23 protein-coding genes, 1 tRNA gene and 1 other RNA gene are annotated in these 24,370 nt (G+C 33.9%); 21 read left to right on the forward strand and 4 right to left on the reverse strand.

Features of this window, described 5'->3' with window-relative positions; all coding sequences use genetic code 11:
• The first annotated feature begins 62 nt into the window (after nucleotides 1–62).
• The 7 genes from MUN42_RS06025 to MUN42_RS06055 all read left to right on the forward strand — a co-directional run bounded on the left by MUN42_RS06025 (nucleotide 63) and on the right by MUN42_RS06055 (nucleotide 7,196).
• Nucleotides 63–635, forward strand: coding sequence for a histidine phosphatase family protein (locus tag MUN42_RS06025; RefSeq protein ID WP_243343663.1), 573 nt, complete (start codon nucleotides 63–65; stop codon nucleotides 633–635).
• Nucleotides 632–1,648, forward strand: coding sequence for a metallophosphoesterase (locus MUN42_RS06030; RefSeq protein ID WP_243343664.1), 1,017 nt, complete (start codon nucleotides 632–634; stop codon nucleotides 1,646–1,648). The genes MUN42_RS06025 and MUN42_RS06030 overlap by 4 nt, the downstream gene beginning before the upstream one ends.
• A complete protein-coding gene (locus MUN42_RS06035) occupies nucleotides 1,641–3,497 on the forward strand; it encodes an AAA family ATPase (RefSeq protein ID WP_243343665.1) in 1,857 nt (618 codons plus the stop codon). The genes MUN42_RS06030 and MUN42_RS06035 overlap by 8 nt, the downstream gene beginning before the upstream one ends.
• The gene (locus MUN42_RS06040) at nucleotides 3,494–4,171 is read left to right on the forward strand and encodes a metallophosphoesterase (RefSeq protein WP_243343666.1); all 678 of its coding nucleotides are present in this window, start codon (nucleotides 3,494–3,496) and stop codon (nucleotides 4,169–4,171) included. The genes MUN42_RS06035 and MUN42_RS06040 overlap by 4 nt, the downstream gene beginning before the upstream one ends.
• On the forward strand, nucleotides 4,171–4,701 hold the full coding sequence (locus tag MUN42_RS06045) for a class IV adenylate cyclase (protein ID WP_243343667.1): 531 nt from the start codon (nucleotides 4,171–4,173) through the stop codon (nucleotides 4,699–4,701). The genes MUN42_RS06040 and MUN42_RS06045 overlap by 1 nt, the downstream gene beginning before the upstream one ends.
• A 57-nt stretch (nucleotides 4,702–4,758) precedes the next feature.
• Nucleotides 4,759–5,475, forward strand: coding sequence for a glucosaminidase domain-containing protein (locus MUN42_RS06050; RefSeq protein WP_243343668.1), 717 nt, complete (start codon nucleotides 4,759–4,761; stop codon nucleotides 5,473–5,475).
• Between the two features lie 65 nt (nucleotides 5,476–5,540).
• Nucleotides 5,541–7,196, forward strand: coding sequence for an alpha-amylase family glycosyl hydrolase (locus tag MUN42_RS06055; protein WP_243343669.1), 1,656 nt, complete (start codon nucleotides 5,541–5,543; stop codon nucleotides 7,194–7,196).
• 117 nt (nucleotides 7,197–7,313) lie between these two features.
• On the opposite strand, the gene cbpB is transcribed toward MUN42_RS06055, so the two are convergent.
• The 3 genes from cbpB to MUN42_RS06070 all read right to left on the reverse strand — a co-directional run bounded on the left by cbpB (nucleotide 7,314) and on the right by MUN42_RS06070 (nucleotide 8,226).
• Nucleotides 7,314–7,778: a cyclic-di-AMP-binding protein CbpB gene (cbpB, locus tag MUN42_RS06060; protein WP_243343670.1), complete on the reverse strand. Its 465-nt coding sequence runs from the start codon at nucleotides 7,776–7,778 to the stop codon at nucleotides 7,314–7,316.
• Between the two features lie 88 nt (nucleotides 7,779–7,866).
• An RNA gene (gene ffs, locus MUN42_RS06065) (signal recognition particle sRNA large type) lies at nucleotides 7,867–8,134 on the reverse strand.
• Nucleotides 8,134–8,226, reverse strand: a tRNA-Ser gene (locus MUN42_RS06070). The genes ffs and MUN42_RS06070 overlap by 1 nt, the downstream gene beginning before the upstream one ends.
• 116 nt (nucleotides 8,227–8,342) lie before the next feature.
• Between MUN42_RS06070 and dnaX the strand changes: the two genes are divergently transcribed.
• The 13 genes from dnaX to MUN42_RS06135 all read left to right on the forward strand — a co-directional run bounded on the left by dnaX (nucleotide 8,343) and on the right by MUN42_RS06135 (nucleotide 21,684).
• Nucleotides 8,343–10,139 (forward strand): DNA polymerase III subunit gamma/tau, encoded by a 1,797-nt coding sequence (gene dnaX / locus MUN42_RS06075; RefSeq protein WP_243343672.1) that lies wholly within the window; start codon nucleotides 8,343–8,345, stop codon nucleotides 10,137–10,139.
• A gap of 11 nt (nucleotides 10,140–10,150) precedes the next feature.
• Nucleotides 10,151–10,489, forward strand: a complete 339-nt coding sequence (locus MUN42_RS06080; RefSeq protein WP_243343673.1) for a YbaB/EbfC family nucleoid-associated protein — start codon at nucleotides 10,151–10,153, stop codon at nucleotides 10,487–10,489.
• Nucleotides 10,489–11,094 carry a recombination mediator RecR gene (recR, locus tag MUN42_RS06085; RefSeq protein WP_243343674.1) on the forward strand — a complete coding sequence of 202 codons (606 nt, stop codon included), beginning with the start codon at nucleotides 10,489–10,491 and terminating at the stop codon, nucleotides 11,092–11,094. Before MUN42_RS06080 ends, recR begins: the two co-directional genes overlap by 1 nt.
• Nucleotides 11,087–12,058: a hypothetical protein gene (locus MUN42_RS06090; RefSeq protein WP_243343675.1), complete on the forward strand. Its 972-nt coding sequence runs from the start codon at nucleotides 11,087–11,089 to the stop codon at nucleotides 12,056–12,058. The genes recR and MUN42_RS06090 overlap by 8 nt, the downstream gene beginning before the upstream one ends.
• Nucleotides 12,059–12,061: 3 nt before the next feature.
• A complete protein-coding gene (locus MUN42_RS06095) occupies nucleotides 12,062–12,847 on the forward strand; it encodes an AIM24 family protein (protein WP_243343676.1) in 786 nt (261 codons plus the stop codon).
• 176 nt (nucleotides 12,848–13,023) lie between these two features.
• Entirely contained in the window at nucleotides 13,024–14,256 is a 1,233-nt protein-coding gene (locus MUN42_RS06100; protein ID WP_243343677.1) for a putative DNA modification/repair radical SAM protein, read from the forward strand.
• Between the two features lie 8 nt (nucleotides 14,257–14,264).
• On the forward strand, nucleotides 14,265–14,993 hold the full coding sequence (locus MUN42_RS06105) for a TIGR03915 family putative DNA repair protein (RefSeq protein ID WP_243343678.1): 729 nt from the start codon (nucleotides 14,265–14,267) through the stop codon (nucleotides 14,991–14,993).
• A 27-nt stretch (nucleotides 14,994–15,020) separates the two neighbouring features.
• Entirely contained in the window at nucleotides 15,021–15,521 is a 501-nt protein-coding gene (locus MUN42_RS06110; protein ID WP_243343679.1) for a DNA-deoxyinosine glycosylase, read from the forward strand.
• A 301-nt stretch (nucleotides 15,522–15,822) separates the two neighbouring features.
• Entirely contained in the window at nucleotides 15,823–16,806 is a 984-nt protein-coding gene (locus MUN42_RS06115) for a zinc ABC transporter substrate-binding protein (RefSeq protein WP_243343680.1), read from the forward strand.
• Complete coding sequence (locus tag MUN42_RS06120) at nucleotides 16,799–17,452, forward strand: metal ABC transporter ATP-binding protein (RefSeq protein WP_243343682.1); 654 nt, start codon at nucleotides 16,799–16,801, stop codon at nucleotides 17,450–17,452. The genes MUN42_RS06115 and MUN42_RS06120 overlap by 8 nt, the downstream gene beginning before the upstream one ends.
• Nucleotides 17,436–18,233: a metal ABC transporter permease gene (locus MUN42_RS06125; protein ID WP_243343683.1), complete on the forward strand. Its 798-nt coding sequence runs from the start codon at nucleotides 17,436–17,438 to the stop codon at nucleotides 18,231–18,233. The genes MUN42_RS06120 and MUN42_RS06125 overlap by 17 nt, the downstream gene beginning before the upstream one ends.
• 18 nt (nucleotides 18,234–18,251) lie before the next feature.
• A complete protein-coding gene (locus tag MUN42_RS06130) occupies nucleotides 18,252–20,357 on the forward strand; it encodes a pneumococcal-type histidine triad protein (protein WP_243343684.1) in 2,106 nt (701 codons plus the stop codon).
• A gap of 94 nt (nucleotides 20,358–20,451) precedes the next feature.
• A complete protein-coding gene (locus tag MUN42_RS06135) occupies nucleotides 20,452–21,684 on the forward strand; it encodes an IS256 family transposase (protein WP_279323808.1) in 1,233 nt (410 codons plus the stop codon).
• Nucleotides 21,685–21,979: 295 nt separating this feature from the next.
• Here MUN42_RS06135 and MUN42_RS06140 read toward each other — a convergent pair whose 3' ends face one another.
• The gene (locus MUN42_RS06140; RefSeq protein WP_243343685.1) at nucleotides 21,980–22,996 is read right to left on the reverse strand and encodes a LacI family DNA-binding transcriptional regulator; all 1,017 of its coding nucleotides are present in this window, start codon (nucleotides 22,994–22,996) and stop codon (nucleotides 21,980–21,982) included.
• 272 nt (nucleotides 22,997–23,268) lie between these two features.
• Between MUN42_RS06140 and MUN42_RS06145 the strand changes: the two genes are divergently transcribed.
• Nucleotides 23,269–24,363, forward strand: a complete 1,095-nt coding sequence (locus MUN42_RS06145) for an extracellular solute-binding protein (protein ID WP_243343686.1) — start codon at nucleotides 23,269–23,271, stop codon at nucleotides 24,361–24,363.
• Nucleotides 24,364–24,370: the final 7 nt, after the last annotated feature.

The raw sequence follows: 24,370 nt of genomic DNA on the forward strand, positions 1-24,370 counted from the left end.
TCATAGTCTTTTCTTAATTTAAAATAAAGGTAAAATTTGTTATAATTTTATATGAGGTGAATATGAAAATAATTATGGTAAGACACGGCCTAACGACAGCTAATATTGAGGGAAGATTTTCTACCCCAGATACCAAGCTATCTGATAAGGGCCTATATATATTAGATAAAACAAAAACTTTATTAAAGGACTACGAAATCTCAAAGGTCTTTACATCTGAGCTTGCTAGGAGTCAAGAAACTGCAAGGCTACTAGGCTTTGATGACTTTACTCCTGATGAGAGAATAAACGAGATCAATTTTGGATCCTTTAGGGGAAGACTCCTAAAAGAAGTCAGAGAAAATGAGCAGGACTTCTACCAAAGAGAAGGAGCTGACTACTTCAATACATCTTTTCCTGATGGAGAATCAAGGAGTGATCTAATAGAAAGAGTGGGAGATTTCTTGGATGAAGTGTCAAGGACTTATGAGGGTAACATTCTCTGCATATCTCACGGGATAGCTATAAGGGCGTCTTTATTTTGGGTCCTAAAAGACCTAGCTAATTGGAATTCTTTTTGGATAGATAACGGAGCTCTTACTGTATTTAATATAATAAACGATAAAAGACTAATAGAAAGTGTTAACAAGATATGAAATTTATCCACTTGGCTGATGTCCATCTAGGAGATAAGTTTGATATAACTAGCAGCCTTTCTAAGAGGGTGAGGGGGCTTTCTTGGAAGAGTCTTTCCAATATCCTTAATGCGAATAAGGATGTGGACTTTGCCCTTATAGCTGGGGATCTTTTTGAGAGGTCTTATTTTTCATCCAAAGACTTTAAAAGGCTCTTTGAAATATTCGAGAGCTTTGGTAAGGATATCTACTATGTAAGTGGCAACCACGACTACTTTGATGGTTACACAGATATATTTTTCGCTAATGGACCAGCTAACCTCCATGTATTTCCTAGTGATAGGCTAGGAGTCTATGAGGATAATTCTACAAGGATATATGGGATATCCTATAGGGATAGGGTTTTTAACCAAGAAGTTGACCTTGGCATAGACTTGGATAAGAATTTTTTCAATATCCTTCTTATCCACAGTGATGTAGGTAGGGAGGGGTCAAAGTATTGTAATTTAAATGAAGAAGACATAATCTCTTCAGACTTTGGTTATATTGCCCTAGGCCATATCCATAAGGCGCAGGCTATAGCTAAGGCCTTCTATCCTGGAAGCATAGAGCCACATAGCTTTACTGATACTAATAATTATGGCTACATCCGATACGATGATGGGAAAGTTTCCTTTGTTGATTCATCTATTACCAAATTTGTAGATATGAAAGTCAACTTAAGTGATTTTTCTTCAGCCAAAGACTTATTAGCCGTTGTAAATAATAAATTATCCGAGGATAAGAAGAATTTCCTAAGACTTACTATAAGTCTTATGGAGGATATAGACCTAGGTCAACTAAAAAAATATATCGATGCAGACTTTGTAGAAATCATTAAGAAAGAAGACTTTGATTTTGATAAGATAATCTCCCTCTACCCAAACTCCCTCTTGTCCAAGTATTATGATAAGTTCAAGGGAAAAACTAGCGAAAAAGACAAGCTTGCGAGGGATATGGGCCTGGATGCCATACTTAGGAGCCGTAATGACTAGGGTTTATATTAAGAGATTAAATATTATATCCTTTGGGAAGTTTGAAAATCTAATAGTGGACTTTGACTCAGGTTTTAACCTAATATATGGTAAGAATGAAAGTGGAAAATCCACCCTGGCATCTTTTATAGAGGGGATACTTTATGGCTTTGATGAAGGGAAGACCAAGACTAATTTTTCCTACAAGAAAGAAGCCTACAAGCCCAAACTCTCCTATAGGTATGGAGGATCAGTTATTTTTAATAAGGATGGCTATGATATAGAAGTCTCTCGTAATTTTGATGATGGGTCATATAGTATTAGAAATCTTAGCCTAGGAGAAGATATAGAGGGAAAGAAGAGTAACCTAAATTACCCAGGAGAATACCTCCTAGGTCTAGATTACAGCTTATACAAGGCCTATATTGCAAACTTTACCTTTCAAAAATCAGAAGTTATGGCCAAGTCCTTGATTTTAGAAAAACTATCTTCTAAGGACATAGACTTTAACTTTTCACCAGTTAGAGCCATAGAATATCTAGAAAAAAAAGACAGTAACCTAGGAAGTGGAAGGGCCTATACTAGACCCTATGCCAAGACCAAAAAGGAACTAGATGAGGTAAATGATAAGCTCTATGAAATTAATCTAGTTAAGCAAAGATATTATGAGGACTTCAAAAAACTAAAGGAGAATAAAGATAGGCTAAAGGACTTAGAGGCTTCATACCAAGCTCAAAAGAATAAGGTCGACTACTATAGGAATATTAGGGGATCTTCTAACTTTAGAGATTATCAAAAATGGACTAGGGACCTCCAGGCAACTAACGAAGACCTAAAAGAATATAGAGACCTAGTAGGCCTAGATGATAAGTATTTTGAAGATTTAGAAAAAGAAGTCAAGACTACTAAAGAAGATAAATCTTTGATTGATAAAATCATCCACTATTCTAACTATATTTTACTAGGTCTAGTGCCGATACTTGGAATATTAGTCAATAAGTATTTCTTTTTGTTAATAATTCCCATCCTTTATTTGATCATAAGAAATAATAAGGGAGATTCTAGAGATGCTGATGATATGAGGTTCTATAAGAATAAGAGAGCGAGGTATCTAAAGTATAAGGCAATACTAAAGGAGAAGGAAAAAATTGAGGAAGTCTTAGCTATTTTAAAAAAACAAGATCTTATCTACGAGGAAAGTCTAATGGGCGAAGAGGTAGACTTTGATGCCTTGGATATAGAAAAAGAGGAGGAGAGGCTTTATTCTATATTAGAAGATATAAACACTAGTAAAGATAAGATAGCCTCTAGCGAAAAGTCCTTGGTTACTATAGAAGAAAAAATATCTAATGAGCTAGATATCCTTGATAGAAAAAACCAACTTGAAAAGAGACTTTCAGATATAAAAAGACAAAAAGAATCTATAAGGCTCGCTATTTCCACTATAAAAGAAATTTGTAAGGAAAACGAGGGAGATATTGGAAAGATTAATCAGAGGGTAAATGACCTAGTTAGGATCCTTTCGAAAGATAAGTATGAAAGTATAATATTTGATAAAGATTTAAATCCACAGATTAAAAGTAAGGATTCATATTATTTGGACTTAGATCAATTATCAAAGGGTTTTATGGACCAATTATATTTTGCCCTAAAGCTTAGCCTTAATGATGAGGCTTTTTCTAAGATTTTTATGGTATTTGACGATAGTCTAATTAATTATGATATAGAAAGACTCAGATCTGCTATCTTGTTCTTACTAGACACTTCTGAAGATAGACAGGTTATCTACTTTACCTGCCACAAGAGGGAGGAAGAATTTTTATCTTCAGAGGGGATTTCTATTAACTATTTAGATATGGAGAAGTTATGATATATGCACTAGGAGATTTACATTTAGATTATACAGGTGAAAAATCCATGGAAGTATTCGGCGAGGGGTGGAGCAATTACCAGGAAAGAATCTTCACAAATTGGAATGAGATAGTAAGTGAGGAGGATACTGTCCTAATCCCTGGTGATATTAGCTGGGCGATGGATCTAAAGACGGCCCTAGTAGACCTAGAAAAGATTGATAAATTAAATGGTTCAAAAATCTTGATGAGGGGTAACCACGATTATTGGTGGGCATCCCTAAAGAAGATGGAAGCCCTTGATCTAAGGACCATGTCCTTCTTACAAAACAATTCATTTGAAGCCGAAGGCTATGGTATATGTGGGACACGTGGATGGATAGCCAAGGACAGCAATGATTTTAGTGACCATGATCTTAAAATATATACAAGGGAACTTATTAGACTTGAAAATTCTCTAAAGGCTAGTAAAAATAATATGAGAATAGTCATGTTACACTACCCACCCCTAAATGCTGATGGAAGCTTTAATGACTTTTTTGATCTTTGTAAAGACTATGGGGTGAGTAAGTTGATATATGGCCATCTCCATGGAATAGGACATAAGTTAATTAAGGAAGGAAATATTGAAGGGGTCGAAGTAGCCTGTGTTGCAGGAGACTATATCGACTTCAAACCAATAAGGATTGTATAATGCAAAGAGAAATTGAAGTAAAAGTTTTAAATATTGATATTGATGAAATGAAGGAAAAACTTGAAAGTCATGGGGCCAAGCTTATTAACCATGAATTTCAAAAAAATTATACCTTTAAACCAGCTGGCGATAAGGGCTTTGACAATGGTTACCTAAGACTCAGGGAAACAACCTACGAAGACAAGGCCCATAAGGATAGGGAGCTTACCTTCAAGGAAGTTAAGGAAGTAAATGATGTTAGGATCAATAACGAATACACAGTAAATATTGATTCTGTAACCATGATGATTAAAATTTTTCAATTCTTAGGGGTTGAGCTTGAATACGAAGGCCACAAGGAGAGAATATCTTATTCCTACAAGGGTCAAAGATTTGATATAGACATTTGGGATGATAAGACCTACCCTGACCCATATATGGAAATAGAGTTTACCAACCAAAGTAAAATTGATGAAATTATAGATGACCTAGATATTGATAGGTCAAATGTTACAAATAAGTCAATAACTGAGCTTAGAGAAAGCTTATAAATTATAGGCAAGATAAGTTATTGGATGGGGTAGAAGTAAATTATTTAGGAATTTATTATGAGTAATATGAAAAAGAAAAAAGGCTTATTTAAAAACATATTAATTAATTTTACCCTACTTCTTTGCTTATTTGCTTTTCTAACCATAAATAGGGTCCTTGGTTCAGAAAGTAAAAGGGACTTGATGTACTATGGTCTTGAAAAGATAAACCGTAAGACCTTTGAGCTTTATGATATGAAGAAATTAAGATTTGAGAAACTTAGGAAAGATCTGGACCAAGCACGCCAAAGTTCTATGAACCATGTATCTAAGGACTCAGATTTTTACCTGTTAAAGCCTACTCCCTTTACCGTTGAGGAATTAGACAGCGCTCTTATAGGTACTGGTCTTGAAGGTCTGGGTAAGGATTTCAAAGAAGCTGAAGAAAAATTTGGGGTAAACGCCATCCTTCTAATGGCAATGGCAAAGCATGAAACTGGCAATGGAACAAGTGAGCTTTTTAAAGACAAGAACAATCTTTTTGGCTTTAATGCCTACGATGACGACCCATACAACAAGGCTACACATTTTAATAGTCCAGGGGAGTCAATAAATACAGTCGCAGACCACCTAAAGAAGGAATACCTAGCAAAGGATGGAGACTATTATAAGGGGGTTAGCCCTGATGCTATAGGTAAGTCCTATGCTACAGATCCTGACTGGGCCTCCAAAGTTTCTAATATGATGGAAGAAGTAGCTTCTAATATGATAAGTGAATATGAAAGATTAAAGTAAGCTTAATTATTAGGCTTTCTTTTTTTATATAAGCTAATAAGTATAATGATTTAAAGGAGATTAGCATGAGTACAAGAGATTATTTACAAGGAAAATCAATAGATGGATACGAATTTTTCGGAGCCCACAAAAAGGATAAGGGTTATATATTTAGAGTCTTAGCTCCAGAAGCTGAGGAGGTTTTTCTAATAGGAGACTTTAATGACTGGGAAAAAACTCCTATGAGAAGGTATAAGACTGGAGTATTTTCTCTTACAGATAACAAGGCAAAGGTAGGGGACCGCTACCAATATTTGATAAAAACAGATAAGGAAGAGGTAAAAAAAATAGACCCCTTCTCTAGGTCTGTAATCTATGAAGATGATTCTTCTGAAATAATTGATGATACTTATAAATTTAAAAATAAAAAAATAAAGGAAGTTCCTAAGAACATCCTCCAAGTTCATCTTGGTTCTCTTTTTAAACAAGATAAGGATTCTAAGACTATTTTTGATGAACTTATAAAATATGCCAAGAATTTTAATTATACCACAATCTACCTAATGCCTATTAATGAATACCAAAATTATAAGTCTATGGGCTATGCTCCCCTTACTTTATTTTCTTATTCCAAGAGATATGGCTCTATAAAAGACTTTAAAAACTTTGTTGATAAGGCGCATAAAAATAATATCGGAGTCATTGCTGAAATTGATATTAGCGAATTTGATGGAGATAAGAAGGGGCTAATTAACTTTGATGGGTCAGATATATACAATTATCAATATGATGATATACTATACAACAATTATGGGTCAGTTAACTTCGATATAAGTGAAGACACAGCCAAATCATATGTAAAATCTGCTATAGGTATGTACTTGGATGACTATAAGCTTGATGGGGTAAGCTTTCCGGATATAGATAATGTCATTTACTGGCAAGGAGAAAGTACTAGGGGAATAAATAACAAGTGGTTCGATTTTCTTAAAGAGCTAATTGAGCTAATAAGGGATAAAAAAAGCTTGTCCCTTGCAAGTTTTAATTGTTATAGTGGCGATATTGACCTAGAATTCGATATGATCTTTGATAATAGGTCAAAGACCCTAGTTAATTTAATAAACGACCTACCAATAAACAGGGAAAATTATAAGAACCATATCTATAATATCCTAGAAAACTCTTCAAGTGAGAATATCCTTGGCTTTTCCTTTGCCGATTCAACCACAAATGAAGCAAGCCTTGCTATGAAGATATATTCAGATGGCAAAAAAGCCAAACAAGAAAAGGGACTTTTGACATTCTTGTACACCCTAAAATCCCCTAAAATCCTCTTTATGGGAGATGATAGAGGAGACCTCAAAACATTCTCAATCTACGAGGCCTTTGATCCAAATAATATCGAAAATAGCTTGGAAGATGTAGAATCCTACTACAAGGACCTAACCAGCCTATTCCTAGCAAGTAAGGCCCTAAATAATAGGGAAAGTAGCCTAGAGCTTTTAGATATAGAAGGTTACAGCCTATATGCCTACAAGAGAGCATACAAAAATGAAGAATATCTAGTCATAATCAACTTCACAGATATAGACTACCAAATCAAAAGTCCATACAATCTAGAAGAGGTATTAAACATCGATGACTTAAAATACCATGGATCTGGCAATATCAATGGAAAAGTCACTAAGGGAGAAGAAATAAATATAGAAGCCTTTGGGGCAGGAATTTTTGAAATTTTATAATAAAAAGACTGGTACAAGAATAACTACCATCCACCAATAGAAAGACAAGTGGAAGTGACTTCTTCCTCTGAGAAAACTCTCAATATGGTTTATAGGTTTTGTACCAGTAATTTTTAATTATTTTTTTTCTAACTTGTATAATGTGTCTATGTTATGAGCAATATAAGTGAATCTCTCTAGGGCAACCTTTCTTGGAATTATCCCTAGGAAGTAACCGTCATCATGGGCTATACATACAAAGTTGTTATTTATGAGAAGTCTTAAGACATCTTCAAGTTCGTAATTATCAAAAAGAATCGGTGCTACCTGATTCATTACTTCTTTTACCTTTATATTAGAAAGTTTTTCCTCATCGAAGAGCGATAGGTCATCAAAGCTTGTTACTATATTTGAAATTGAAATTAGTCCCCTAATATGGTTATCATTATCTACTACTGGTATAACTTGATAACCAGAATTGGATAAGACTAATACTGCATGGAGGAGACTATCTTCTTCATTGCAGGTCGCAACTTCTGATGCGGGTATCATTAAATTTCTAGTTGGTTGATAGAATAAATCTTTAATTTCTTCGTTTATCATAATTTACCTCTACTAATATTATAAACGACTTAGCCAATAAAATAATGTATAAAAAAAGTAGCTAGGAAAACCTAGCTACAAAATATGTAAGCACACCCAACTTTGTTCTTAGAAGCTCTTAAAAGTGTCATAAGTATTCGACTCATGTCAGGTGACCTCACGACACATAGTAAGTACTGCTTAAAGCTGCTACGTTCCCGTCCTGACATGGTTCACAGCTTGCTATTGCGTAAGACCTGACAATCAACACCAAATCCTCATGTCTTAATGAAAGCTCTAAGCCCTCTGTTGGGGATTAAACCCTGCTGTAGCGGATTGCAGGTTACAAGGCACCGCTAACTCCCCGTCTAGTGCATGGCGGAGAGCATGGGATTTGAACCCATGATACGCTTAAAACACGTATACACGATTTCCAATCGTGCTCCTTCAACCACTCGGACAGCTCTCCTCGCTACATTTATAGACTATACTTCAAAAATTTCATAAAGCAAAAAAATATTTTCGCCTATCATTTATTATTCAAAATAAAGTATGATATAATAGAATTATTAGAAAGGAATTACTATGGCTAAAGCTTTGTATAGACAGTATAGGCCCAAGACCTTTGATGAAGTCCTAGGTCAAGATAGGGTAGTAAATGTCTTAAAAAACCAAGTTAAAAATAAAAATTTTTCTCATGCCTATATTTTTGCTGGTGAAAGGGGAACGGGTAAGACGACCTGTGCTAAAATTTTTGCCAAGGCTATTAATTGTCTTAATCCAAAAGATGGTTCACCCTGCTTAAAGTGTGATAATTGTAGGTCCATAGATGAAGAAGCTACAATTGATATTATTGAGATGGATGCAGCTAGCAATAGGAGGATAGATGATATTAGAAATTTAAAGGACAATGTTATTTATCCACCCAACAATTTAAAATATAAGGTATATATAATCGATGAGGCCCACATGATTACTAGGGAGGCCTTCAATGCCTTGCTAAAGATTATGGAAGAGCCACCAAGCCACCTTGTATTTATCCTAGCTACAACAGAGATTGAAAAAATCCCAAATACGATATTGTCTAGGGTTCAAAAGTTTGAATTTAACAAAATAAACTCTAAGGATATCAAAAAACAAATAAATATCATCCTACAGGATAAAAATATTACCATGGAAAATGAGGCTATAGATCTTATTATCAGAAAGGCCAAGGGGGCCATGCGTGATGCACTATCAATCCTAGACCAGGTTATTTCGACAGAGGAAAGCTCATATAGCCTACCAGATGTGGAGAATTTGCTAGGAACAGTAGACTTTTATGATATAGACTCCCTTACCAAGTCAATCTTTGCCTATAATCAAAAGGGAGCCATAGACAAGGTCTTCTCTCTTAGGGATCATAATAAGTCCAATAAGGATATAGTAGAAGCTCTGGCATCCTATATGAGGGATATTATGTTGTATAAGCTGACTGGCGATAAGGTCGATTTTGAAAATGAGGATAGAGCAGACTTTATTGAGGAGAGATCAAGGGAAATTGACCTTGATAGGTTAATAGATATATTGGATCTTGTGGGAGACTACGAGATAAAGCTCAAAAATACAGACAATACTGACCTAATTACTGAGCTTATGGTTATTAGGCTAATCAATTCTAAGGATATTAATTCGCTAGATGGAAGGATTAGGGCCCTTGAAGGGAAAAATGAAATTAACCTAGTAGAACTTGTAAATAAGGCTATAGAAGATAAGCTTTCTAATATAGACTTCTCAGATAAGTATATTTCTAAGAGACCTAGTAAAGAGAATGAGTATGATAAGTATCCTAGCATAATTAACCTAGAAGAAGATACCTATGACACAGAAGAAATAGAAAATATTGAAGATTCAATACCAGAAAAAATAACTACTGATGTTCCTAAGGAAGAAGAAGCGAAAAATGAAGAAGCCTTGACTCCTGAAATCAAGGAAGAACCCGCAAGTTCTTGGACAGAGCTTTCAACCTACCAAATCGATGACATCAAGGAGATGTTTGTAGCAACAGCAGGTAGGAGTCTCAAGGGGATGTTCGAGAGTGAAGGATTTAATTATTCTTTTGATGGTCATAACTTTACCCTCTACTTAAAGGATAGCTTTTATGGAATCTTTATCCAAACCAAGATAGAGGAAATCACAATCAAGCTATCTGAAATAATAGGGAGTGAAGTATATTTCGAGACAGATGATTTTGAAAATTATCAAAAAAAAACTCCAAATCTAGGTAAAGAGGGTACAATTAAAGAAAAAGACTTAGTTGAAGAAGTCAACGAGTCGGATAATATTGATGAAAATGAAGAAAAATTAAGAGAAATCTTAGGTGATTTATTAATTGTAAAATAAAGGAGATATGTATGGCAAGAGGCGGATTTAGACCAGGCGCACCAAATATGAACAATATGATGAAGCAAGTAAAGAAGATGCAAGAGCAAATGGAGAAAACTCAACAAGAAATTGAAGAGAGAGAATTTTCTTCAACAGCCGGTGGTGGAGTAGTAGAAGCAACTGTAAATGGAAGAAAAGAAGTTGTAAATATCAAGATTGACCCAGATGTAGTTGACCCAGAAGATGTAGATATGCTGGAAGATTTAATCATGGTAGCTATAAATGATGCCATGGGCAATGCTAATAAGTACAGCGAAGATGCTATGGGTAAACTCACAGGTGGAATTAACATTCCTGGACTAATGTAATGGCACTTTTTCCAGAGTCATTAGCAAATTTAATTGAAAAATTCCAAAAGCTTCCAACTATAGGCAGGAAAAGCGCCGAGAGGCTAGCCATGTCTATAGTGGAAGATGACAAAAAAGATGTCGAGGATTTTGCCCAAAGTCTTATAGATGTCAAAAATAGAATCCACTCATGTGAAATTTGTGGAAATTTAACCGAGGATGATATTTGTGATATATGTAAGGATATAAGCCGTGATAACGAAACAGTTTGCATAGTTGAAGATATCCAAGATCTTATAGCTATCGAAAAGTCTGGAGCTTATAGGGGGCGCTACCATGTTTTGGGAGGATTAATTAGTCCATCTGATGGTATTGGGCCAGACCAATTAAATGTTGATAGGTTGTTAGAAAGAATTAATAAGGAAGAGATTAAAGAGGTTATCTTGGCTATATCTTCAACCATAGAAGGGGAAACTACAATTTTGTTTTTGCAAAACCTTTTGGCCAATAGAGACGTTAGGGTTACAAAGCTAGCCCAGGGTATCCCAGTAGGATCATCACTCGAATACTTTGACCAACTAACCTTGGAGAGAGCCTTGGAAGATAGGAGAGAAATAAATGACTAGGAGAAAATCTGTATTTCTTATCTTCTTCCTTTCTTTAATCCTTATATCTTGTACTGATGTAGCCAGAAAAAAAGAAATAGTAAGCGAGCAAAAGGAACCCTCAGATCCTAGTATATATAGCTCACTTGATGTAAAAACTACTAGCTTTTCATCAACAATCCTCATGGATACCATAAAGGAAAATAGTGAGCTTCCTATAGAGTCAACCTACATAAGCGATACTAAAGATCTCTATGATGGAAACTTTGATATTGCCATAGTAGATGCCCCAATGGCAGCTAATCTCTATAAGGATTCAGAGGTACATATAAAAATAGCAGGAATTAGCCTAGTAAATAATTTATACCTACTAAGCGATGGCGATATTAATAAATTTTCTGATATATTTGGTAAAACGATTTTTGTTAAAGATTTAGGGAATGATTTTAGGCAGAAGATAAGTAAAAAAATTGGACTGTTACAAAAGTTTATAGGTATCAATATTATCTATTATAAGGATGCTGATAACCTTAATAGGCTAATAGGAAGTACAAAATCCTTTGTAGCCTTGGCAAGGGAACCCTATATTTCTATAATTAACGATGATAAGACCTATAAGAAATATAAAATAAATGAAGCCTTGTCTGCTATATCTCCTGATTTTGACGATTCTTTTGATATGATATCAGAAGTTATTATAGTAAATGGGGACGTCCTTAATAGCAAAGAAGATGCTTTAATCAAATTTTTAGATGAAATTAGTCAGAAGAAAGACTCTGAACCTATTATATCTGATAGGCTTGTAAATACTTTTGATATAAGTAAGGATGATGCCCTTGAAATTTATAAGAACTTAGATAAGGTTTTTATAGAAGGGGACACTATGAAGGGGATTTTTAATGTTTTATATGACAATATAGAAAGGTTGAAGCTAACTTCAATATTTGGTCAAAGACCAGCTGATGATTTTTATTATGTGAGGTAATAAATGTTTAAGATTAATAATTTTTTAGATAATGATGACGTTAATATTTTAGATAAGAAGGGTGCCTTTACAGTTTTTGAATACAAGAGAGACCTATCTGTAACCAAGGATAGGGCTATGTATGAGTACTTTGCTTCTCAAATGAATGTTAAATTAAAGCAAGTAATGTGTGACCTAAGTGTAAGCCCTATTACAATCCAAAAGGGCAGTATGCAATGGATGGTTGGTAATGTCAATACTACTACTGGAATTAAGGGTGTGGGAGACTTTTTTGGCAAGTCAATTAGAGGAGCAGTAACCAAGGAAGCAGCTATAAAACCAGAATATGAAGGAGATGGGGTAATTGTCCTTGAGCCTACCTACAAGCATATAATCCTAATAGATCTTGCTACATGGAATAATAGCCTGGTCTTAGAAGATGGATACTTCCTAGCTTGTGATAGTAATCTAAAGCAAAAACTTGTAGCAAGAAATACCCTGTCATCAGCAACCCTTGGTAATGAAGGCTTCTTTAACCTCGGAATCGAAGGTAGTGGTGTAGTAGCCCTAGAATCTCCTGTACCAAAGGAAGAGTTAATAGAGATAGAACTTGACAATGACCAAGTTAAAATCGATGGCAACTTTGCCATAGCCTGGTCCAAATCCCTAAAGTTCACTGTAGAGAAATCTAGTAAGTCCTTAATCGGATCTGCTGCATCTGGTGAAGGACTAGTAAATGTCTATAGGGGAAGTGGTAAGATTCTAATGGCTCCTATTAAGAGCGACCTAACAATTGGAGAAGAAGTTTAAGGTTTTGAAGATTATCAAATTAGATTTCCGAGAATGTAAGTAAATATAAAAGCTTGCTATCGACCTGTATTGTAAGTATGGGTCGATTTTTTGCTTATTTGCTTTTATAGACTTTTATCATATAATAAGACAGTAAGAGTCGGAGGACTTTTAAAGTCTATAAAGAAGGTGATTTTTTGAATATTTTAGAAAAGCTTACAATTTTAACTGATGCTGCCAAGTTTGATGTATCATGCTCCTCATCAGGTTCTAATAGAAAAAATAAAAGTGGAGGACTAGGAAACGGCCACCTATCAGGGATATGCCATTCATGGAGCGAAGATGGTAGATGTATATCCCTTTTAAAAATTTTGTTTACCAATGCTTGTATCTATGATTGCAAGTATTGTATTAATAGGTCTTCCAATGATGTAAAAAGGGTGGCCTTTACTCCAAGGGAAGTAGCAGATTTAACCATGAATTTTTACAAGAGAAATTATATAGAGGGACTCTTCCTATCATCAGGTATTATCAAAAACCCTGATTATACCATGGAGATGCTTATAGAAACTGCGAGAATTCTAAGGCTTGAATACAATTTTAATGGCTATATCCACATGAAGGCCATCCCAGGGGCAAGCTATGACTTAGTAAGAAATATGGGCCATCTTGTTGATAGGATGAGTATCAATGTAGAGCTTCCTACTGATGAGTCTTTAAAACTTTTGGCTCCTCAAAAGAAGACTTCTGAAATAGAAAATTCTATGGCTGTTGCCAAAAATTCTATTATTCAAAGGAAAAATGAGATTAAAGTCTATAAGCACACACCCAAGTTTTTGCCAGCAGGTCAAACAACCCAGATGATAATCGGAGCAAATAAGGAGAGCGACCTAGAGATAATGTCAAGATCGCAAAATCTCTACCAAAATTTTGACCTAAAGAGAGTATTCTATAGTGCCTTTGTACCAGTTGTAAAATCTGATCTAACCAAGGACATAGATAGGGTTCCCTTGCTGAGAGAGCACAGGCTTTATCAAGCTGATTGGCTTATGAGGTTCTATGATTTCAATGCAGAAGACCTAGTCAATTCATCTAAGCAAAACCTGGACCTCGACCTTGACCCCAAAACATCCTGGGCCGTAGACCATATAGACAAGTTCCCTATTGAAATAAACAAGGCCTCCTACAAGGACCTTATGAAAATTCCTGGCATAGGCAGAGTTTCAGCAAGGAAAATCATCAATGCCAGAAAGTATAGAATGCTTGACTACGATAACCTAAAGGCTCTAAATATTTCAACCAAAAGAGCCAAGAATTTTATCCTAGTCAAAGGAAAATACTGGGGATCCAAGTTTTCAAACAAGAAAGAGCTTAGGATGCGTATGAGTCTTTCTGACAATAAGTCCCATGAGCAACTTTCCTTCCTCTAGGAGTTCCTATGATTGTAGTATATGATAAAACTTTTGATGGATTTTTGACAGTCGTTTTTGATTATTACAAGGACCTATTTGAGATCGAAATCAGAAGTGAAGACGACCAACTATCCTTTCTTCATATGGTTAGGGTTAGAACTGATATAGTTAAGGCAGATAGGGTGAAGGCTTCTATCAAAAAGAACCTCTCAAAAGTCTTCTACAAGGATATAATCACAGCTTTCAATTCTTTCTACAAAGATAAGGATATAATCATAGCAAGGCTTATAAAACTTTCCTTTATAAAGGGCGTAGAAGTAGTTTCTTCTGCCAATAAGTATGCTATAGGCTTTAACAAGATGGTTAAAAATTACCGTAGTGAGGCTCATTGCTTGAAGGGACTCTTGAGGTTTAGAGAAATCCAGGAAGGTTATCTCTTTGCAGAATATGAGTCAAATAATTTTATCTTGGGAGATTTATCCTATCATTTTTTAAAGAGGATGCCTGATGAGAAATTTATTATCTATGATAAAAATAGGGCCAAGGCCTTTGTTTCTATTTATAGCAACTTTGAAGTAGTTGATATAATTGATCTAAATATAGAAGAAAATTCCGAGGAAGAATTTTTTAGATCCTTGTGGATAGTCTTTTATGATGCGATATCCATTAAGGAAAGGAAAAATAAGAAACTTATGATTTCTAATATGCCCAAGAGATATTGGAAGTACTTGCCTGAGAAAAATAGGTTAAAATAGTAATATGAAGAAAGAAAGGACAATGAAATGAAGGGAGAATACCAAACAATAACCCACCCACTTAAACCCCTATATGATAAGGAATCTAAGATATTAATTCTAGGATCCTTCCCATCAGTTAAGACTCGTGAGTATGGATTTTTCTATGGCCATCCACAAAATAGATTTTGGAAGATTATGGAAGGACTTTTTGGAGTAGAATTATCAAGAGATATAGAGGAGAGAAAGCAATTTATCCTTAGTAACCATATAGCCATGTATGATTCAATTTATAAGTGTGATATCATAGGATCAAGCGATGCTAGTATAAAAAATGTTATACCATCGCATCTTGAAGAAGTGGTGGAGGCTTCAGAAATCAATCAAGTCTTCTTAAATGGTGCCACATCCTACAAGTATTACAAAAAATTCCACTATCCAAAACTTGGCATCAAGGGAGTTAAATTAACATCAACTAGCCCTGCCAATGCCAGGTATAGGCTTGATGACCTTATAGAAGAATGGAAGATAATCCTAGATTACCTATAGGCACCTCTTAGCAAGGTGCTTTTTGTATGCATAAAAGTATAGCTATTTCTATAGTAGAATTTACCAAATCAAATTTTTTATTTATCAAAATTTTATATATTTTTACTTCTATAAACACAAGTAATGCTATCTTTTTAACAAAGTGTATTTTATTTTGAATTACTTATAATATTTGCAGCATATTTTTATTGACGTAGAAAAAATTTGTTGTACAATATAAAAAGCAAATGCAAGTAATTTGCATTTAGCCCATGCTTTTATTTAATAAGCTATATTTTAATAATTGGAGGAGATTTAATATATGAAAAGTAGAATTTTAAGGAGAATTTCATTTTTATTTATTAGTTCTATCTTATTATTTACTGGATGTAATTCAAATAACACAGATGAGGCAACTCCTGCTGAGACTTCAACAGAACCTAGCCAAAGTGAAAATGTTGATAATGAAAAACTTACAGTATATACATCATTTTTCCCTGTTCATGATTTGACAGAGAAGATTGTTGGCGATAAATGGGATCTAAGAACTATTATAAGAAATGGAGAAGAGCCACATGGTTTTGAACTAAAAACTAAGGATATGGCTGAAATAACAGATGCCGACCTAATTATCTACAATGGTGCTGGAATGGAAAGCTTCATAGATGACTTGAAGGCAACAGTTAATGATGATGATAAATTCTTAGATCTATCACAAGGTTTGGTATTACTAGAGACTGAAGGATCTGACCTAGTTGAAGAAAATTCTAATAGCCACGACAATGTTAACCCTCACACCTGGTTATCAATAAGAAATGCCATTGAGGAGCTAGATACAATATATCAAATGGCAGCAGCAATAGATCCAGAAAACGAAGAATTCTTCAAGGCAAATCTAGAGAAGAGTCAAGCTGAATTTGAAGAACTTGATAAAGAATTTGAGGAAACCCTAAGTAATGTTGACGATGAAGATAAGTATTTTGTAGTTAGCCATGCAGCATTCAATTACTTGGCTAATGATTATGGTCTTCACCAAGTAGCTGTAACAGGTCTTTCACCAGAAGATGAACCATCCGCTAAGCAACTTAAGAAAATAGCAGACTTCGTAGAAGAAAAAGGTCTAAAGACTATTCTTTTTGAAGGTAAGGCTACACCAAAGGTTGCAGAAACCTTGGCCAACCAAACTGGTGTAAAAACAGATACTATCTACACAATGGAATCAGTATCAGAAGAAGAGGCTAAAGAAGGCTACACAGGACTTATGAAGAAGAACCTCGAAGTTTTGATGAGAGTCTTTAATGAATAAGATTCTTGAAGTTAATAACTTAACTTTCGCCTATGAGGATAGGGCTATACTAGATGGCTTTACTTGCTCGATGAATGAGGGAGACTTTGTCGGTATTATTGGTAGAAATGGTGCCGGCAAGACAACCCTATTGAATTTAATCCTCGGCAATTTAAAAAAGTACAAGGGTGAAATTAAGTTATTTGGTGATAATATTAAAGGCAATAACCACCTTGATGATATTTCTTACATTAGTCAAAGTGCAGTAAGTGCATATAAAAATTTTCCAACTACAATTAGTGAATGTCTAAAAATTAATTTAAGAAGACTTAAGAAGAATATAGATGCGGATCAAATGCTCAAAGACCTCGATCTCTATGACCATAAGAATAAGAGGTTGAGTGAACTATCTGGTGGTCAATTACAAAAATTAGGAATTCTGCTCGCTTTAATTAAGGATTCTGACTTTATAATTCTAGATGAACCAACAAATAATATTGATCCAGCTTTTACCTATGAGCTTTTGGAAATATTGACCAAGTTAAAAAACGAAGGCAAGACAATCCTTATGGTAACTCATAATATGGAAATTACTAATAAGTATCTTGATTATGTATTTAAGGTAGAGAAGGGAAGGTGTGAAGTTATAGATGCTAGAAATGTTTAAATATGATTTTATGACTAGGGCCTTTATAGTGGCTGGCTTCTTAGCCATCATCCTTCCTTGTGTTGGTCTTACCTTGTTGTTAAAAAGACTTTCTACTATGGGAGATACCTTGGCCCACTCTTCCTTGGCTGGCCTATCCTTTGCCTTATTAATAGGGGTCAATCCTCTTTTAGGATCAATTGCGTCATGCTTATTGGCTGGATTTGGAATTGAGATATTAAGGAGCAAACTTAAGGCCTACCAGGAAATATCTACAGTAATTGTTTTAGCTGGAGCCATAGGTTTGGCTGGAATATTTTCATCCTTTACTGGAGCTAGTAATTCTGTAAGCTCCTACCTATTTGGATCAATTGTTACTGTAACAGATGCTGAATTTTATATAACTATAATTATGTCAGTGATCGTACTACTTGTTTATCTAGCTATATATGACAAGCTATATTTGAGTGTATTTGATCCACAACTAGCAAAATTATACGGGATTAAGAATAATAGATTGAACCTATTATTTACTCTAATTGCAGCTATCACAATATCAATTTCTGCAAAGACTATTGGTTCCTTGATAGTTTCATCACTTATTGTAATCCCAGTAATTACAGCCATGCAATTTGCTAAGACCTACAAGATGTCACTAATCATTGCCATGGTTTTATCCTTTATTTATATGTATGTAGGTTTATTCTTATCCTACATTTTTAACCTAAAACCAGGGTCTGTAATTGTACTAATATCAGTAATAGTTTTAATATTAGCCATGATTTTTAAGAGAAATAAATAATTTAAGAAAGGGGAAATTATGAACAAAAAAACTGGTATAAGCGTAGCGTTAGTATCAGCCTTGGCTGTTGGTATCGGAGCTTTTGCCTATGCAAACAACGAAAACCAAGCTAGCAAGGGAAATACTAATTCTAACATCGAAGAAAAAGTTGCTAAAAATGACAAAACTTTTGAATTCGTAAAAAAAGAAACAAAATATGCAACAGATAAGACAACAGATGTTCTTATAGATAATGAAGTAAAAAAAGAAGATATCGAAAGAGTTGTAAAACACGGTGACCACTGGCACGTATTTACCAAAGACGGTAGGGAAATTATAACCTATACTGACCCAGCTACATTAGGAGATAATGATGAAGGTGGACTTGCCTTTGTAAGCGTAGTATCACTAGACCAACTTAAGGGCAAAAATATCACATCAATTAAACTCCATGGTGACCACTACCACGTTTATGATGCTAATGGTAATGAATTCCTAACCTACGAGGATCCTTCAAGCCTCTTCCCAAACCTTACTATTGGCCAATATGTAGGAAGTCACGCACCAATAGGTGGATCTAGCTCAGGATCATCTCTATCAGCAGCAGCTGCACCAGTAAGAAGCTCAGATGTAGTAAGAATTTTGGTACACGGTGACCACTACCACATATACACCAATGATGGTAGAGAATTCATATCTTATGAAAACCCAAGTGCCCTATATCCAAATGCAGAATTTGGAGTTTACCAAGGTACCCATAGCAATCCACAAAACGGTAATGTTACAAACAATTCTCCAAAGTATGTAAATGTATCAAACCAAGGACCAAAAGTTGCTAACGTGGTTAGCCTAGATCAACTAGAAGATGAAGTAAAGAAAGCTCCATCTAGCAATACCAGCAACACTGTACCTTTCTCAGAAAAAGATATAGTAAAAATTGCAGTCCATGAAGACCACTATCATATCTACACAAAAGACGGTAAAGAACATATCATCTATGAAGATCCAAAACAATACTACCCAAATATTCCTATAGTAGAATTTGAATTACCACAAATTGCAGGAATGATTGATAAGATAGTAGATAAAAAAGATGGACAATATATTGTAAATGATGGTAGAGATACCTACAAATACAATGAGAAAGACCTAGATCTAACAAATAGGGCCTTTGCAGAATTACAACTATCTAAGGTTAAAGATAACTATCATTATGAAATAGTAACACCTAAGAATGGAGAACTAGAACCACAAAGACTAGTTAATAATTCAGACCTACCATTCCATGCTGAAAATGCAACAGTAGATACAGGTACATCATTCATAATCCCCCACATTGACCATATCCACATAGCCTATTATGATGATATGTCCAAGGAACAAATAGCAACAGTAAAATACTTGATGACTCACCCAGCAGAAAGACCAGCTCCATGGGTTGATGCAAGTCACACCAAAGAAGATGAAAAAACACAAGCTGCACCAGACTTCATTGCCAATGTAACACCAAAAGAAGAACGTAAGGGCAAGAAAAACTGGCAAATAATCTACTCGGTAGAAGAAGTAGCTAAGGCTAGAGAAGAAGGTAGATATGCTACAAACGATGGATACATCTTTGACCCAGAAGACATAAGAGATCCAAACGTAACAATATTTAGTTTCGATAACTCTTTCAACATTCCTAAGGCAGGAAAAGATGGAGAATTTAGAAATATAATGGTATCAGACCTATCAGAGTCAGAACAAAAGGCTGCTGAAGCTATCATCAAAGAAAGAAAAGAAGCTGAGAAAAAAGCTGAAGAAGAAAAAGAAAATAACAAAAAAGATAAGAAAGAAGAAACTTCTGATAAAGCAAAAGAAGACACAAGCAAAAAATCTTCTGAAAAACCATCAGAAAACAAAACTCTTGAAAAAGAAGAGAAATCTGATAAAAAATCTTCTACCAACAAATCTTCAGATAAAAAGGAAGCTAACAAAAAAGATTCTGATGAGACATATTCTACCAAGGAAAGCAAAGTAAGCAAAAAAGCTAGAAAAAAAGACCTTGAAAATGCCGAAAAGTCTATAAGATCAGAAAAATCCGAAGTAGCTGATGAAAAAGAAGATACAACATCTTCTGATAGAGATGAAGTAACAAATAAATAATAGATAAGAAAAGGGTGATGGTGAGACTGTGTAAAATTTTGTGTATAGAAACCTCCTGATTAGGGTAAGTACAAACTAATCAGGAGGAATTTTTATGCCAAGAAAAAGACCGGAGACAAAAAGAAGCAAAATAGCAAAAATGTTAATTGAAGAATATCAACCTCAAAGCGCACAAGATATTCAAGAAGCACTAAAAGATCTTTTAGGCGATACAATGGAAGAACTTTTAAAAGCAGAACTTGATGAACATTTAGATTATGAATACGGAGAAAAGCCCTTATCGCTTAACACAAGAAACGGATCAAGTAAAAAAACAGTTAAATCATCATATGGAAATATAGATTTAAGCATTCCAAGAGACAGAGAAGGAACATTTGAACCTCAGTCTTTAAGAAAATATGAGAAAGATATTTCTAACATAGAAAACCAGATAATATCAATGTATGCAAAAGGGATGACAACAAGAGATATATCATCTCATATCAGAGATATTTATGGATTTGGAATATCCGAAACAATGGTAAGTAAAATAACAAATAAAATACTACCAACCATAGAAGAATGGCAAAATAGGCCATTAGAAAGAGTGTATCCAATGGTGTTTCTAGATGCTATCCACTATCACGTAAGAGAAAACAACATAGTAGTCAAAAAGGCCGTCTACATTGCTCTAGGCTACAACATGGAAGGATTTAAAGAAATACTTGGGATGTACCCAAAGGGCAGACCCTGGGTAGGAGAAAACGAATCAAGCAAATACTGGCTTTTAGTATTAAACCAGTTAAAAGAAAGAGGACTGGAAGATATACTAATAGTTTCAACAGATAACTTACCTGGCTTTACTCAAGCAATAGAAGCAGTATATCCAAAAGCAGAAATCCAAAAGTGCATAATACATCAAATTAGAAACTCCACAAAGTATGTATCCTACAAAGACATAAAAGAACTAATGAAAGACCTAAAAGCAGTATACAAGGTACCAACAGAAGACTTAGCCCTAACAAATCTAGGAATCTTTGAAGAAAAATGGAATAAAAAATATCCAATGTGTGTAAGTTCTTGGAAAAACAACTGGGCAGAACTATCAACATACTTTAAATATCCAGAAGGAATAAGAAAGCTAATATATACAACAAATGCTATGGAAAACTTTAATAGGCAACTAAGAAAAGTAAGAAAAAATAAAACAATATTTCCAAATGATTATGCCCTTCAAAAAAGCTTGTATCTAGCAATGGTAGATGCATCAAGCAAATGGACATATAGAATACGTGGCTGGGATCAAATCTTATCCCAATTATCAATATATTTTGAAGGGAGTTTTTAATTAAGATAAAAACCCAGTATAAAATCGGCTGCAAATTTTCATGAAAATTTGACAGTTTATTAAAGTCGTATAAAATTAAGTTAAGCTCCATTTCTATAGAAATGGACATCTATTGATACATAAAAAATGTATCAACCCTTACCCTTTTATCAGGATTTAGGTTGATACACAAAATTATTTACATACCCGGTGATGGTAAAAATCAAATAACCATCACCCTTAAATATTGTTTACTTAGGTCAATCTATTGATAAATTCATTTTCTAATTATAAGTTAAAATATCAGTAAAATAAATCAAATATTTTTTGTTGAATCTCTTATTACAAGTTTTGTTGGCACAGCAACTTCAATAGGAAAGTCTCTTCCTGATAACCTAGAGTCAATAAGATAGAAAATAGACTCAGCCATATTTTTTATATTAAGGTCAAGACTTGTAAGTGATATAGATGAATATGAAGCTAGATTTGAATTATCAAAAGAAATTATTTTAACATCTTCTGGTACTCTTAAATTATTATCAATTAAGGATTTCATTGAGCCTATTGCCATTTGATCATTGGCAATTATATAAAGATCTGCCATATCTCCCTTTTTTATAAGATCATTCATAAGTTTATAGCCACTTTCCATATCATAACTTCCATTGGCGACATTCTCTATATTAAATAAGCCTTCTTCTTCTGCCAAAACTTTAAATAACAGGTATCTTTCATTTTTTACAAAATTTCCACTCTTATTTTTAGACCACTTTTTAGCATTTGCTCCTATAAATCCAATTTTATCAATATTTAATGACTTTATATGATCAAATATTTGGTGCATACCATCCTGAAAATTTGGAACTATAGAATCATATTTTGTAGGTGGTGGAGAAGATCCTACAAATATTATATTATCAGTATAATCTAAAATTTCTTGTATTTGTTGATCCTTTATATGGCCCATGATTAGAAAGTAATCAAACTTATCTTTCATATCTTCAATATCTACTAAGGAAAGGTGACAATATTCTACTAGGTAGCCTCTTTCATTTAAGGAATATTTTATATTTTGCCAAAGCTTTAAAAAGTAAGGATTAGATATTTGATTTTTATTAGACACTCCTGTTACTAGACCGATTTTTTTATTAAAATTTTCTTTATTTACTTGTGATTTTTTACTTTTAACTTGGTAATTGTTTTCTTTAGCTATTTTCTTTATTAACTCTTTTGTTTCATCTTTTACCTTGAAATTTTCATCATCTTTTAAAACCCTTGAAACTGTAGCTATAGAAACATTTGCTAATTTAGCTATATCTTTTAATGTTGTCATAATTATTCTTCTTTCTATTATAATATTTTACTCTTATTAATAAATTAATAAATGTAAATTTTTATATTGTCAAAAGTATATTGTGATTATTATCATTATTAGCAATTATTCTTAAAAATAAATAAAACAACTATTGACTAAAGGAAAATGTTTTAGTAAAATCTTACTAAGAAGATTTAAAATTTTACTAAAATAACACAAATATTTTACGTAAACATAATAAAACTTTATTATACTTGCAATGTAAAAAAATATTTAATAAGGAGTAGATTATGAAAAGTAAAAAAGTTTTGGCTTTAGCCTTGATAACTCTATCATTTGGGCTAGTAGGATGTCGTTCTAATAATACTGATACAGAAGCTTTGAATAGTAATCAAGAATCAAGTGAAGAGGTTAAAACTCCATCTGATGATACTATAATAGTTTATTCTAATGCTGTAAGTGATGGTCGTGGAGATTATTTTAAAGAAGAAGCTTCTAAATCTGGATTTAAAATTGAATTAGTAGATCTTGGGGGAACTGACCTCATTAATCGTTTATTGGCAGAAAAAAATAAGCCAGTTGCTGATATTGTTTTTGGTTTAAATGAAATGAACTTTAACAAGTTGGCAGAAGAAGATTTACTTGAATCATATAAACCTAATTGGCTTAATAAGGTTGATGAAAGTGTAAAAATCAACGAAGAAAACTTATATTCTCCTATGGATATAGCTAGAGTTTTTCCCATCTATAATAAGGAATTTGTAGAAGAGAAAGACCTACCTAAGGATTGGTCAGATTTATATAATGATGAAAAATATAAAAACTTATATAAGGTACAAAACAAACTAGGTGGAGCTACAGATACAGCCGCTATGTATATACATCTTATGGATTACAAAGATGAATCTGCTGAACTAGGTGTAAAGGATGAAGCTTGGGATGACTTAACAAAATGGTTTGAAAATGGATATTCAACTCCACAAGGAGAGGATTGGATTCAAAACTTTGTAGATGGTAAGGTTCCTTACGCTTACACCTATATGGCAAAGCCATCAGAAATAGAAAAAGAATATGGAGTAGATATTGGAATAATAGATCCATCATCAGGAGTAGTTCAAACTGTTGAACAAGTTGGTGTTGTTAAGGATGGAGAAAATAATCAAAAAGAAAAAGAATTTATCGATTGGATGGGATCCACAGAGATAATGAAGGGATTTGCAGAAGGATTTAATCAAATACCAGTAAATAAAGAAGCTCAAGATAGTGCCCCAGAAGGTCTAAAAGAAGTAATGGAATCTACTCACCCTGCTGATATAGATTTTGACTTTGTAGGCAAATATATAGACCAATGGGTTGAATATGTAGAATTAAATATAATGCAATAAAGTTTAC

Origin of the sequence: Anaerococcus sp. AGMB09787 (assembly GCF_022808955.1) — a bacterium.
Classification (GTDB): domain Bacteria; phylum Bacillota; class Clostridia; order Tissierellales; family Peptoniphilaceae; genus Anaerococcus.